The 12,115-nt window shown below is 67.3% G+C and carries 14 protein-coding genes and 1 pseudogene; 8 read left to right on the forward strand and 7 right to left on the reverse strand.

All coding sequences use genetic code 11. From position 1 onward, the window contains the following. Positions 1-29: 29 nt before the first annotated feature. From msrA to RUU78_RS03635, 7 genes are all read right to left on the reverse strand, one after another. Complete coding sequence (gene msrA / locus RUU78_RS03605) at positions 30-686, reverse strand: peptide-methionine (S)-S-oxide reductase MsrA (RefSeq protein WP_313913762.1); 657 nt, start codon at positions 684-686, stop codon at positions 30-32. Positions 687-748: 62 nt separating this feature from the next. Next, entirely contained in the window at positions 749-1,654 is a 906-nt protein-coding gene (locus RUU78_RS03610; protein WP_313913764.1) for a DMT family transporter, read from the reverse strand. Beyond that, complete coding sequence (locus tag RUU78_RS03615) at positions 1,651-2,307, reverse strand: glutathione S-transferase family protein (protein ID WP_313913767.1); 657 nt, start codon at positions 2,305-2,307, stop codon at positions 1,651-1,653. The genes RUU78_RS03610 and RUU78_RS03615 overlap by 4 nt, the downstream gene beginning before the upstream one ends. 208 nt (positions 2,308-2,515) lie before the next feature. Beyond that, the gene (locus tag RUU78_RS03620; RefSeq protein WP_313913768.1) at positions 2,516-3,985 is read right to left on the reverse strand and encodes an L-aspartate oxidase; all 1,470 of its coding nucleotides are present in this window, start codon (positions 3,983-3,985) and stop codon (positions 2,516-2,518) included. 19 nt (positions 3,986-4,004) lie between these two features. Next, positions 4,005-4,361 carry an ADP-ribosylation/crystallin J1 gene (locus RUU78_RS03625; protein WP_313913770.1) on the reverse strand — a complete coding sequence of 119 codons (357 nt, stop codon included), beginning with the start codon at positions 4,359-4,361 and terminating at the stop codon, positions 4,005-4,007. Continuing rightward, positions 4,358-5,392 carry a quinolinate synthase NadA gene (gene nadA, locus RUU78_RS03630; protein WP_313913772.1) on the reverse strand — a complete coding sequence of 345 codons (1,035 nt, stop codon included), beginning with the start codon at positions 5,390-5,392 and terminating at the stop codon, positions 4,358-4,360. The genes RUU78_RS03625 and nadA overlap by 4 nt, the downstream gene beginning before the upstream one ends. Before the next feature lie 131 nt (positions 5,393-5,523). Next, positions 5,524-5,790, reverse strand: a complete 267-nt coding sequence (locus tag RUU78_RS03635) for a DUF2007 domain-containing protein (protein ID WP_313913774.1) — start codon at positions 5,788-5,790, stop codon at positions 5,524-5,526. A 93-nt stretch (positions 5,791-5,883) separates the two neighbouring features. Here RUU78_RS03635 and RUU78_RS03640 point away from each other — a divergent pair, with 93 nt between their 5' ends. From RUU78_RS03640 to RUU78_RS03675, 8 genes and pseudogenes are all read left to right on the forward strand, one after another. Continuing rightward, positions 5,884-6,405, forward strand: a complete 522-nt coding sequence (locus RUU78_RS03640; RefSeq protein WP_313913776.1) for a DinB family protein — start codon at positions 5,884-5,886, stop codon at positions 6,403-6,405. Positions 6,406-6,469: 64 nt separating this feature from the next. After that, positions 6,470-6,778: a DUF3253 domain-containing protein gene (locus RUU78_RS03645; protein WP_313913778.1), complete on the forward strand. Its 309-nt coding sequence runs from the start codon at positions 6,470-6,472 to the stop codon at positions 6,776-6,778. A 91-nt stretch (positions 6,779-6,869) separates the two neighbouring features. Then, positions 6,870-8,600, forward strand: a complete 1,731-nt coding sequence (locus RUU78_RS03650) for a glutamine--tRNA ligase/YqeY domain fusion protein (protein WP_313913780.1) — start codon at positions 6,870-6,872, stop codon at positions 8,598-8,600. 136 nt (positions 8,601-8,736) lie between these two features. Next, positions 8,737-9,297 (forward strand): nucleoside deaminase, encoded by a 561-nt coding sequence (locus tag RUU78_RS03655; protein WP_313913782.1) that lies wholly within the window; start codon positions 8,737-8,739, stop codon positions 9,295-9,297. 155 nt (positions 9,298-9,452) lie between these two features. Next, positions 9,453-10,535, forward strand: a complete 1,083-nt coding sequence (gene rlmM, locus RUU78_RS03660; RefSeq protein WP_313913783.1) for a 23S rRNA (cytidine(2498)-2'-O)-methyltransferase RlmM — start codon at positions 9,453-9,455, stop codon at positions 10,533-10,535. Positions 10,536-11,112: 577 nt separating this feature from the next. Then, positions 11,113-11,307: a hypothetical protein gene (locus tag RUU78_RS03665; RefSeq protein WP_313913785.1), complete on the forward strand. Its 195-nt coding sequence runs from the start codon at positions 11,113-11,115 to the stop codon at positions 11,305-11,307. A 3-nt stretch (positions 11,308-11,310) separates the two neighbouring features. Further along, positions 11,311-11,601 (forward strand): hypothetical protein, encoded by a 291-nt coding sequence (locus tag RUU78_RS03670; RefSeq protein ID WP_313913787.1) that lies wholly within the window; start codon positions 11,311-11,313, stop codon positions 11,599-11,601. Positions 11,602-11,646: 45 nt separating this feature from the next. Then, positions 11,647-12,115 (forward strand): annotated as a pseudogene (locus RUU78_RS03675) (hypothetical protein); the annotation flags it as partial.

Consider the following 12,115-nt stretch of genomic DNA (forward strand, 5'->3'; position numbering starts at 1 on the left):
TCAGGGCACGGGACGGGAGAATCGCCGGCTCAGGCGCCGGCCGCGGGGCCGACGGGACAGCTGACGCCAGTTCCGCCGAGACCGCAATAGCCGTTCGGGTTCTTCGCCAGGTATTGCTGGTGGTAGTCCTCGGCGTAGTAGAACGGCTGATCGCGCGCGATTTCGGTAGTGATCGTGCCGGCGTGGCCGGCCGCGGAAAGCGCCTGCTGGAACCGGTCACGCGAACCGTTCGCGATTGCGAGCTGGTCGTCGTCGCCGACATAGATCGCCGAGCGGTACTGCGTGCCACGGTCGTTACCCTGGCGCATGCCCTGCGTCGGCTCGTGGTTTTCCCAGAACACCTTCAGCAACGCCTCGAACGCCACCACCGTCGGGTCGTAGACCACGAGTACGACTTCGCTGTGGCCGGTCTCGCCGGAACAGGTTTCGTCATAGGTCGGGTTTGGCGTGTAACCACCGGCATAACCCACCGCCGTCGTCAGCACGCCGGGAATGGACCAGAACTTGCGCTCCGCTCCCCAGAAGCAGCCCATGCCGAACAGCACGCGGCGCGCGCCGGGGAATTCGCCGCGCAGGGGCTGGCCAGTGACGTAGTGACGGTTGTCCAGTGGCAGCGGCTGATCGCGGCCGGGCAAGGCCGCGGCCGGATCGACAAGACGTTGCTTCCAGGCGCCGATACCGAGCATGCGGGTTCTCCTTCGATGGAATGCGCTGCAGATGGGGGCGTCCCTGCGCCGCGCAAGCGCCGTCACGCGACGCGGGCCGGCTCGGCCTTCCCGGTCGTGAACGCACCGGCCAGGAAGATGCCGGCCAGCGACACGGCGAGTCCGACCCAGTCCAGCGTCGCCGTCGCGCGGCCGAACAGGATCACGTCGAGCACGAACGACAGGCCGGGCTGCAACAGCAGCAGAAGTCCGACGAGCGAGGCCGGCAGTTGCGGCATCGCGCGCACGATCAGCAGCCAGCCCAGCACCTGGCCGAACAGCGCTAGGCTCAGCAGCGCGGACAGCGATTTCAGATCCGGAATCACGAAGCGGTTGCCTTCCGCGAGGATGATCAGCGCGAGCACCCCGGCGCACAGCAGCGAATTCAGGCACAGCAGTTCGGCCGGCGAACGCGCCAGCTTTTCCTTCTGCGCGTGGCGGAAGCTCAGCATGTAGGCCGCATAGGCGATGCCGGTCAGAATGCCGAACCACACGCCTTCGCGATATTGCGCGTCGACCGCCTGCCAGTGCCGTCCGACCAGCAGCCACAGGCCGGCGAACGCGAGCGCGAGTCCGGCCGCGAAGCGCCAGCCCAGCCGCTCGCGGTAGAACCAGACGCCGGCCAGGGCCATGACGAAGACCTGGAAGTTGCCGAGCAGCGTGGCCAGGCCCGGACCGACATCGCGGATGCAGCGATGCCACAGCACGAGATCCACGGCGAACGCGACCGCGGGAAACAGCATCCAGGCGACGTCGCGCCGGCTCACGCCGCTAAAGCGCCGCTGCACGAGCAGCATCAGCAACAGCATGCCGCCGCCGAAGGCCATGCGGTAGAAGGCCGATACAGTGGGCTCGACGTCGGCCCATTTCACGAAGATGCTGGTCGTGGAGATCAGCGCGGCGCCGGCGACCATGGCCGCGACCGCCGGCCGCCGCGCGGCCTCGTTCACCGCGATTCCCGTCTCGCGCGCTGCTCTGCGTCGGCGTCCGACAGCCATTCGCGCAGTGCCGGCAGCGCAAGCAGCGCGTCGATGTAGTCGCGTTCGACCGGTCCGACCGGAATGGCATAGCTGACGATACGCAGCGCGACCGGCGCATACATCGCGTCGGCGATGCTGAATTCGCCGAACAGGAACGGACCGTTCGCGCCGTGGCGCGCGCGGCAGTCGCGCCAGAGCGCCCCGATGCGTTCGATGTCGCGCAGCACGTCGACGCTGACCGGTGCCGTGCTGCGCTTGACGCAGTCCATCGGACATTGCGTGCGCAAATTCGCGAAGCCCGAATGCATTTCCGCGCTGACGGCGCGCGCACGCGCGCGTGCAGCCATGTCGCGCGGCCAGCCGGCGCCGTCCAGCCAGCGCTCGTTGCTGTATTCGAGGATCGCGAGCGAATCCCACACCACGAGGTCGTCGACGCGCAGCACCGGCACGCGGCCGGTCGGCGAATACGTGCCGATCGCGGCATAGAACTCTGGCGTATCCAGCGGCAGCCGCACTTCCTCGAAGTCGACACCGTGATGGCGCAGCAGCAGCCACGGCCGCAGCGACCAGGAGGAGTAGTTCTTGTTGCCTATGACCAGGGTGGGACGCGGTGCGCTCGGCATGGATTCGGCTCGCGGCAGGATGCTGCGGCGCGAGTGCCGCAGCGGGTTCACGCCGCGGCTTGGTCGCTACGGCGAGGGCAGCTCACAAGCCTAGCACCCGTCCCTGGCGAAGTGCGGGCAGCACGCCGGCGCGGCAGTGGCAGGGTTACGGCTGAGTTCCCGGTTCCCGCACTGATCCGACCAGCCCAAACGGCGACGCGACCTCGGCTCAGCCGGCGCGCATCTGCGCCGTATCGCGACGGAAGTGCGCGCCGATGCTGTCGCGGCGGTGCAGCGCCGCCGCGGCGATCTGCCCGGCGACCGCAAGGCGCTGGCGCTCGGCGCGTGTCTGCGCGCTGGCGCGCAAGGATTGTAGCGACTGCTGCGCGTGCTGCAGCCCCGGCGCGTCGCGTACGAGGCCGACGTGGCGCCACAACAGGTCGCGGATCGCGGCATCGAATGCGGGCGCTATGCCGTCCGTTTCCGGTGCTCCCACGTCGATCGGCGACGCTTCGCGCCGGCGCGGCTGCGCGGCGAGGCGCTGGCCGAGCGCGCGCCCGAACACCAGCCCTTCGAGCAGTGAATTGCTCGCCAGCCGGTTGGCGCCATGCACACCGCTGCAGGCGACTTCACCGACCGCGTAAAGGCCTTCCAGCGAGCTACGCGCCTGTGCATCCACACGCACGCCACCCATGTGGTAGTGCTGCGCCGGCACGACCGGAATCGCTTCGCGGCGAGGGTCCAGGCCTTCGGACGCGCAACTGGCGAACACGGTCGGAAAGCGCTGTGGGAAATCCGCGCCGACCGCGCGCGTCGCATCGAGCCATACGCGCTGTCCGCGCTCCAGTTCGGCCCAGACCGCGCGGGCGACGACGTCACGCGGCGCGAGTTCGGCGTCGCGCGCGACCGCCGCCATGAAGCGCCGGCCCGCGCTGTTGACCAGCACCGCACCGGCACCACGCAAGGCTTCGGTCAGCAGCGGCAACTGGCCGCCGCGCTCGTCGCGCGTACGCAGCGCGGTCGGATGAAACTGCACGAATTCCATGTCCGACACTGCGGCACCGGCGTCGAGTGCGAGCGCGAGCCCCGAGGCATCAGCGGTATCCGGATTGGTCGTATACCGGTACAGCGCGCCGATGCCGCCGGTCGCGAGGACAACCGCGTCGGCGGTCAGCGCAAGCACGCCCTGCGGACCGTGCGCGGCGACGCCGGCGATACGCGCGCCGTCGCGCAGCAGTGCGTTCGCGCAATGGTGTTCGAAACAGTGCACATGCGCGGCCGCACCCGCGGCAAGCGCCAGGGCCTGCATGACGACGGCACCGGTCGCGTCCCCGCTGGCGTGCACGATGCGGGCCTGCGAGTGGGCTGCCTCGCGACCGAGGCTGTAATGGTCACCGGATCCGTCGAAGCCAACACCGCAGGCCGAGAGCCAGTCGATCGCCCCGGCCGCGCCGCGCGTCAACACCTCGACGGCCGCCACGTCGTTCAGCCCATTGCCTGCCGTCAAGGTGTCGCGCGCGTGCGCAGCGGCGCTGTCGCCGGCGGCGAGCGCCGCGGCGATGCCACCCTGCGCCCAGCGGCTCGCGCCGTCGCACGCGAGCGCGCCGCGCGTGATCAGCGCGACGCGCTTGGGCGCCGCGGCCAGCGCGGTCGAAAGACCGGCGATGCCGGAGCCGATGACGATTACGTCGAAGTGCATGGCCTTCCCCGCGATGCGTTCACGCGTAAAACTCGTGAATCACGTCGATGATCCCGACGATGTTGTCGTTGAGTTCTTCGAGATCTTCCGCTGGCACCCACCATTCCGTGTGTTCGCGGCCGCCGACCTTCTGCAGCGCGTAGCGCTGCATGAACGCGGAGCGGACCCGGAAACGGGTGACGTAGCCGCTGCCGCTTGCGGGCACGTTCCAGTCGCGCGCGATCTGGATCGCGTAATCCTCGTTGGTCACCGGATAGAAGATCGGCTGATCCGGCAGACGTGGCGGCCAGCGTGTGTTTCCACTCGCACGCACCAGCTCCAGTTCCCGCGGACCGGTGGGCCGATACAGCACCACGGTGTCTTCCGCTGCACTCACGCCGCCTCCCTGCGCCCGAACGCCAGCATGCGTTCCACCGCCTGCCGCGCGCGCACCGCGATGGCCGGGTCGACCTGCACTTCGTGACGCATGTGCAGCAGCGCGTCGTGGATGCGCGGCAGGGTGATGCGGCGCATGTGCGGGCAGAGGTTGCACGGGCGCGTGAACTCGATGTCGGGGAATTGCACGGAGACGTTATCGCTCATCGAGCACTCGGTGATCATGACGACGCGGTGCGGCCGGCGCTCGGCGAGGTGCGTGACCATCGCCGCCGTCGAGCCGACGAAGTCGGCTTCGAGCAATACGTCGGGCGGGCATTCCGGATGCGCGAGGATGCGCACGTTGCCGTGGGCGCGCCGATACGAACGCAGTTCTTCGCCGCTGAAGCGCTCATGCACTTCGCAGGCGCCTTCCCAGAGGATGACCTTGACCCGGGTCTTGGAGGCCACGTACTGGCCGAGGTACTTGTCGGGCAGGAAGATGACCTTGTCCACGCCGAGCGATTCGACGATATGTACCGCGTTGGCCGAGGTGCAGCAGACATCGGACTCGGCTTTGACGTCGGCCGAGGTATTGACGTAGGTCACCACCGGCACGCCCGGGTATTTCGCCTTGAGCAGCCGCACGTCCTGCGCGGTGATCGACTCGGCCAGCGAGCAGCCCGCCTCGGTGTCAGGTATCAGTACGGTTTTTTCCGGGCAGAGAATCTTCGAGGTCTCGGCCATGAAATGCACGCCGCACTGGACCAGCACCTTCGCGTCCACGCGCGCGGCCTGTTGCGCCAGCGCGAGCGAATCGCCGGTGATGTCGGCGACGGTGTGAAAGATTTCGGGAGCCTGGTAGTTGTGCGCAAGGATGACCGCGTTGCGCTGCTTCTTCAGGCTGTGGATCGCATCGATCCAGGGGAGGTGGGTTTGCCATTCCAGTTCAGGAATCACGCCGCGGACGCGCTGGTACAGCGGGGCGTAGCGATCGAGGAGGGCCGGGGTGAGTTCCGGGACGACACCGGGAAGAACCGAGAGAGTTGCCATCACGACCTCTTATGCTCCGAGTGAGCATATATGGGCCGCTTATGCTAGGGATGAGCATAAGTGTCGTCAACTGCTTCCGGCCCGGATCACCCGCACGCGTGTGATTGAGCTTATGGCGGCGGGCTATGGCTTCAGGCCGGGTCGGCCAGCGGATCGCTGTCGAAGTCGGTCGCGCTGCGCCGTTCGCTGAGTTCCGCATCGATTTCCGCAGCGAGCCGGCTCGCTGCGGGCCAGTCGTGCTCGGCCACCAGCACGCTGACCAGACCCATGACCGGCAGTTCGCCCATGGCGCCGGTCAGGTATTCGCCGCCGACGTGCGCGGGGATGCCGGCGCCTTCGAGGACATTGCGCACGAGGTGCGCGTCGATGATGTTCTCCGCCCGATAGACAATACGCATGCGTACCCTCCGGTTGCATGGTCCAACGCTATCTGTCGGCCCCGGCCCGGTCAAAGCGCGTATCCTGCGGCCTTTGTTCATCAGCGGCCGCCTATGGATCTGCACCAGCATCTGCGCCTGATGGCCGACTACCATGCCTGGGCGCTGGAGCGGCTGTATACGCAAGTCGACGCGCTCGACGACATCGACTACTTCCGCGACAGCGGCCAGTTCTTCGGCAGCGTGCACGGCACCTTGAATCATTTGCTGCTGGTCGAGCACCTGTGGCAGTCGCGCCTGCAGCACAGCGTGTTTCCGGCCACCGGGCTGGACCAGGAGCTGGAACCCGAGCGCCATCACCTGAAACAGCGTCTCGTCGCGTTCGCGCGCGGCTGGCGCCCGTTCGTCGACGCGCTGGATGCCGCCACGGTCGCGGGGGATCTGACCTATCGCAACCTGCAGGGCACGGCGTTCACGCTGCCGTACGCGTCGCTGTTATTGCATGTGTTCAACCATGCCACCCACCACCGTGGCCAGGCGTCGATCGCGCTGCTGCATCTCGGGCGCGAGGCACCGGTCATGGACCTGCCCTACTTCCTCATCGCGCTGCCGGCGCACAAGCTCCACGCAGCGTGATCCCGAGCACAACTGCTCCGCGTACGTAGCGCCATCCTCACTTCGGTTTCCACCCTGAGCTCCTATGGCCGTTGACACAAACTGGCCTCCGTTCGCTTCGCGCTTTCGTTACGACGATTCGCTCGCGGTGCGCACGCGCGAGTGCCTGCTGGAACTGCTGCGCGCCGACGGCGGCGGCGGCCTCTGCCCGACCGATGCGGCACGCCTCCTGGCCGATAGCCTGTGCATGGAATGGCGCGAACTCATGCGTCCGGTGCGCCTCGTCGCGGTCGAACTGGCGCGCGAAGGGCTGCTGGAGATTCTGCAGAACGGCGAACATGTCAACATTCTCGACGCGCGCGGCCCGGTGCGCCTGCACTACCGCGGCCGGTAGATCCGGCTCCCCACGCCGTGCGGCCAGCGGGCCGGGCGGGTTAGACTTGCCGGTCTTACCCGAGACACTGGCGGCCCGCAGCCGCGACTCCATGACCAACGAAGCCCCGCTGCACAATCACTTCATCCGCCAGATCGTCATCGACGACCAGGCCTCCGGCAAGCACGCCGGCCGCGTCGCAACCCGCTTTCCGCCCGAGCCCAACGGCTATCTGCATATCGGCCACGCCAAGTCGATCTGCCTGAATTTCGGCATCGCGCGCGAATTCGGCGGCCGCTGCAATCTGCGCTTCGACGACACCAATCCGACCAAGGAAGACATCGAGTACGTCGAGTCGATCCAGCAGGACGTGCGCTGGCTGGGTTTCGAATGGGACGAGCTGCGCCATGCCTCGGACTATTTCGACGTGTTCTACCAGTGCGCGGAAAAATTGATTGGCGACGGCAAGGCCTTCGTCTGCGACCTGTCCGCCGACGAGGTGCGCGCGTATCGCGGCACGCTCACCGAACCCGGCCGCAATTCGCCGTTCCGCGAGCGCGCCGTCGAAGAAAACCTCGACCTGTTCCGGCGCATGCGCGCCGGCGAGTTCGCCGACGGCGCACGCACCCTGCGCGTCAAGATCGACATGAGTTCGGGCAACATCAACCTGCGCGACCCGGCGATCTACCGCATCCGCCACGTCGAGCACCAGAACACCGGCAACGCGTGGTGCATCTATCCGATGTATGACTACGCACACTGTATCTCCGACGCGATCGAAGGCATCACCCATTCGCTGTGCACGCTGGAGTTCGAAGATCACCGGCCGCTGTACGACTGGTGCCTGCGCGAGATCGACCTGCCGCGGCATCCGCAGCTCGCCGCCTCGCTGGCCGCACGCGGTCTGCAGGCCCCGGCCAGCACACCGCAGCAGATCGAGTTCTCGCGCCTGAATCTCGACTACACAGTCATGAGCAAGCGCAAGCTCATGACACTGGTCGACGAAAACCTGGTCGCCGGCTGGGACGACCCGCGCATGCCGACGCTGTCGGGCGTGCGCCGGCGCGGCTTTCCGCCGGCCGCGCTGCGCCTGCTGTGCGACCGCGTCGGCGTCACCAAGCAGAACAGCGTCATCGAATTTTCCGTGCTCGAAGGCTGCGTGCGCGAGGAACTCGATACGAACGCCGCGCGCCGCCTCGCCGTGATCGATCCGCTCAGGCTCGTCATCGGCAATCTCGCGGACGGCCATGCGGAAACGCTGGCGTTCTCCAATCACCCGAAAAACGAAAGCTTCGGCAAACGCGAAGTGCCGTTTTCGCGCGAACTGTGGATCGAGCGCGAGGACTTCATGGAAGTGCCGCCGAAAGGCTTCCATCGCCTCGTGCCCGGCGGCGAAGTGCGTCTGCGTGGCGTCGGCATCATCAAGTGCGAATCGCTGGACAAGGACGCCGACGGCAACGTCCACACCGTGCATTGCACGCTGGATCCAGATACGCGGCCAGGACTGCCGGGCGCGGAGCGCAAGGTCAAGGGCACGATCCACTGGGTCAGCGCGAAGCACGCGGTTGCGGCGGAAATCCGCCTCTATGATCGCCTGTTCAACGTCGCCAATCCGGATGACGACAGCGACGGCAAGGCCTATCGCGATCATCTGAACCCGGACTCCCGGCGTGTCGTGCAGGGCTGGCTCGAACCGGCCGCTGCCGACGCCGCGCCGGAGACCGCGTTCCAGTTCGAAAGGCTGGGTTTCTTCGTCGCTGATCGCTACGACCACGCTGCGGACAAGCCCGTGTTCAATCGCGCGGTGACGTTGCGGGATTCGTGGGCGAAGGCGAAGGGCTGATCGTCCGGAAAGGCACGCAAGGATGTGGCTGCGCCGGTGTGGGCTTGCTACCGAGCCGGCACAAGAAAAACAACATCGTCAGATCCGCCCTCCGCCAGCAAGGCAGGGATTTGTCAGACCAGCGCGGGAAATCTCAATGCTCTACGCCCAAGTCCATCTCACCCTGCCCGCCTGGATCAACGACGAAGTCGATACCGCCGCGCGCTATGTCAGCGACGCGGACAAGGTCGGGCTCGCGATCCGCCTGTCGCGGCGCAATGTCGAACTCGACACGGGCGGACCGTTCGGCGCGGCCGTTTTCGACGGCGAGGGACGGCTGATCGCCGTCGGCGTCAATCGTGTGGTGCCGCACAATTGCTCGGTGGCGCATGCGGAGATGATGGCGTTCATGACTGCCCAGGCCCGTACCCAGCGCTTCCGTCTCAACGAGGACGGCCAGCGCTACGCCCTCGCCACCAGCGCGCAGCCGTGCTGCCAGTGCTATGGCGCCAGCGTCTGGGCCGGCATCGACGAATTGCTGATCGGCGCGCGCAGCGAGGATGTGGAAGAACTGACCGAGTTCGACGAAGGCCCGCTGCCGGCGGACTGGATCGGCGAACTCGAGCGCCGCGGCGTGCAGGTGCGGCGCGACATCCTGCGCGACGAGGCGCGCAGCGCCCTGGCCGCGTACAGCGCGCGTGGTGGATTGATGTACTGAGCAGGCCCGGGCGGACCGTGCCACATCCGCGGCAGGCCCTTGCGAATCCGGGCTCGACGCCTTGCGTTCGGCCTGCCCTTTGATCGAAGGGCGCGCAGCGAACCAAACGTGCATCCGACGGTGTCGGCGTTTTCAAAAAAATACGAGGTCCCGCCATGTCCAAGATCATCACGAGCGCTCCTTTCGCCAGCGGCGTGGTGGTCTACTGCCGGGCCGGTTTCGAAAGCGAAGCCGCGCAGGAACTCGATGCCACGGCAGCCCACGCCGGTGTCGCCGGTTTTGCGCGCACGGAGCGCAATGCGGGCTTTGCCGAATTCGTCCTGACCCAGCAGGGCGCGCCGGATGCGCTGCTGAGGTTGCTGAGCTGGTCGCGCCTGATCTTTGCGCGCCAGACGCTCGCGGTGATCGGCCAGTTCAAGGGACTGCCGCGCGAAGACCGTCTCACGCCACTGCTCGCCGCACTGCCGCCGGGCTTCGGCGTCCGTGACGTCTGGGTGGAAACGCCCGATAGCGACGACGCCAAGCCGCTGACTGCGTTCTGCCGCAGCTTCAACAACGCGTTCGTGCAGCACCTGCGCCGCGACGGTGGCCTGGATCCCGCCAGTCCCTGGCGTCTGCACGCCTTGTTCCCGAGCGGCGAGCGCTGCCTGCTCGCGCTGGCGCTGATCGATCACGCCGCGCCATGGCCGCAGGGCATACCGCGGCTGAAGTTTCCGCGCGAGGCGCCGAGCCGTTCCACCCTCAAGCTCGATGAAGCACTGCAGGTGCTGATCGGCACGGGCGAACGCGAGCGCTGGTTCAAGCCCGGCATGACCGCCGTCGATCTCGGTGCGGCGCCGGGCGGCTGGACCTGGCAGCTGGTACGCCGCGGCCTGCACGTCACCGCGGTCGACAACGGCCCGATGGACGAACAGCTGATGGCCTCCGGCCTCGTCGCGCACAAGCGTGAGGACGGCTTTCGCTTCCAGCCGCGCCAGCGCGTGGACTGGATGGTCTGCGACATGGTCGAGCAGCCGCGCCGCGTCGCCGCGCGCATGGCCGACTGGCTCGCCGAGGGCTGGTGCCAACGCAGTGTGTTCAATCTCAAGCTGCCCATGAAAAAGCGCTACGCCGAGGTACAGCAAGCCTTCGACGCGATGCGCGAAACGGTCGCGGCGGCCGGACGCGAGCTGGAAATCCGCGCCAAGCAGCTCTACCACGACCGCGAGGAAATCACGGTCTTCGCGCAGACGCGCTGAAACGCTGAAACGCTCAGCGTCACCGCCGGCGGAACACGAGGCGATGCGCACCCGAGGCCTGCGGTCGCGGTACAGCGCCGGAGCGGCGCCCGTCGCGCGCGGGATTCATCTGGCATCCGCTCGAGAACGTGCGATCCCCGAGCGATGCCAGGCGCGATGCGCCCAGTGCACGTTGCCGGCCGTTCCGCGCACCCCGGAATCGATGAATCGCCCACCACCGGTCGCAGTCAACGCCCGGCCGCTGGCAACGCCCTCCGCGTCCTCCGGGCGAAACAGGCGCTTCGCGGCATGTAAGACATCAAGCCGCCCGCCTCCCGCATGCCCGAGCCCGCCATGCCGCCTGCGCTTCAATATGCATATGTAGATCTTTTTATATTTCTGGCGAGCGCGAGCATGACACCGCCATGAGCCGCATTGGCAGCGCGCACCGGGCCTAAGCCCTTGCAGATCGCAACGCGCGTGCGCCCTGCGGCCGCGTGCTGCACGCCAAGGTTTCCGCAACAGGCCGGATCGGAAAGGATTTCGCCATGGCACGCCGCTTGCGGGAGACGTGCAAGCCATCCAGCAGGAGCCGCACATGAGCAGCACTCTCGATATCCGCTTCCACCGCCCGGTGACGCCGGGCGATCCGACACCGCAGCCGCCCGGTGAAACGCCTTCGCCCGAGCCGCCGCAGCCGGATCCGCCGCAGGGTCCGCCGCCGGTGCGCGCGGCGTGGAAGCGCATGCCCGGTCGCTACGACCTCAACATTTCGGCCGACGGAGCGCGCTGAGCCATGCCCATGATCCGGCTCCAGCTCACCGGCAACGACGACGTCGCGAACGAACTCATCAATCTGCTCACCGCCATCGAAGGGGTCGAGCATGTCGAAGAGATCGGCGATCTCATGCCGCATATGGACGACGAGGACTCGAGTTCTGCCGGCCTGCCCGACGACAAGGCAGAAGGCTTCCACCAGATCGAGATACGTGTGCCCAACGCACTCGCGAATGATCGCGTCCGCAGCGTCGCCGAGGCGCTCGCGCGTGATCGCGAGGTCGCCATCGAATACGACGAGGATTTCTGACTGCAGCGCCACGACGCGCTGCCAGCCCCTGACGAGGACCCCATCATGAGCATCCGCCGCACTGTACCGTTGTTCTTCGCCCTGCAGCTCGCGCTGGGCATCGCCACTGTCCACGCCCAGGGCGGTGCTGCGCCACCGGCCGGTGGCGCTGCGCCGGCAGCACCGGCCGCCGCACCGTCGACGCTGGCGCCGGCCACCTCCGCGACTCCGGTAGAACCCGCTCCGGCTCCGCCGGTGACCACGGATTCACCGCCCGCGCGTCCGTCGACCCTGAGCACACCGAACCCGGCGCAGAACAGCGCCCCGGCCGCACCTCCGGTTGGCCTGCCGACGAACCCGTCGGCAAATCAGAGGGGGCGCGATCCGAACAGCCTCAGCAACCCGAACAATCCGAACAACCCGAACAGCCCGCTGAATCCGAATAATCCGAGCAACCCGAACAATCCGTTGAATCCGAATAACCCGGCCAACCCGAACAGCCCGTTGAATCCGAACAACCCGGCCAACCCGAACA

It is taken from the genome of Tahibacter sp., assembly GCF_032229445.1.
Lineage (GTDB): Bacteria > Pseudomonadota > Gammaproteobacteria > Xanthomonadales > Rhodanobacteraceae > Tahibacter.

Bases quoted from the DNA above. Each gene is read 5' to 3' on its own strand.
- RUU78_RS03665 (WP_313913785.1), top strand. From the start codon at position 11,113: ATGAGCAGCACTCTCGATATCCGCTTCCACCGCCCGGTGACGCCGGGC.
- RUU78_RS03645 (WP_313913778.1), top strand. From the start codon at position 6,470: ATGGCCGTTGACACAAACTGGCCTCCGTTCGCTTCGCGCTTTCGTTAC.
- RUU78_RS03670 (WP_313913787.1), top strand. From the start codon at position 11,311: ATGCCCATGATCCGGCTCCAGCTCACCGGCAACGACGACGTCGCGAAC.
- rlmM (WP_313913783.1), top strand. From the start codon at position 9,453: ATGTCCAAGATCATCACGAGCGCTCCTTTCGCCAGCGGCGTGGTGGTC.
- RUU78_RS03635 (WP_313913774.1), bottom strand. From the start codon at position 5,790: ATGCGTATTGTCTATCGGGCGGAGAACATCATCGACGCGCACCTCGTG.
- nadA (WP_313913772.1), bottom strand. From the start codon at position 5,392: ATGGCAACTCTCTCGGTTCTTCCCGGTGTCGTCCCGGAACTCACCCCG.
- RUU78_RS03655 (WP_313913782.1), top strand. From the start codon at position 8,737: ATGCTCTACGCCCAAGTCCATCTCACCCTGCCCGCCTGGATCAACGAC.
- msrA (WP_313913762.1), bottom strand. From the start codon at position 686: ATGCTCGGTATCGGCGCCTGGAAGCAACGTCTTGTCGATCCGGCCGCG.
- RUU78_RS03620 (WP_313913768.1), bottom strand. From the start codon at position 3,985: ATGCACTTCGACGTAATCGTCATCGGCTCCGGCATCGCCGGTCTTTCG.
- RUU78_RS03640 (WP_313913776.1), top strand. From the start codon at position 5,884: ATGGATCTGCACCAGCATCTGCGCCTGATGGCCGACTACCATGCCTGG.
- RUU78_RS03615 (WP_313913767.1), bottom strand. From the start codon at position 2,307: ATGCCGAGCGCACCGCGTCCCACCCTGGTCATAGGCAACAAGAACTAC.
- RUU78_RS03650 (WP_313913780.1), top strand. From the start codon at position 6,870: ATGACCAACGAAGCCCCGCTGCACAATCACTTCATCCGCCAGATCGTC.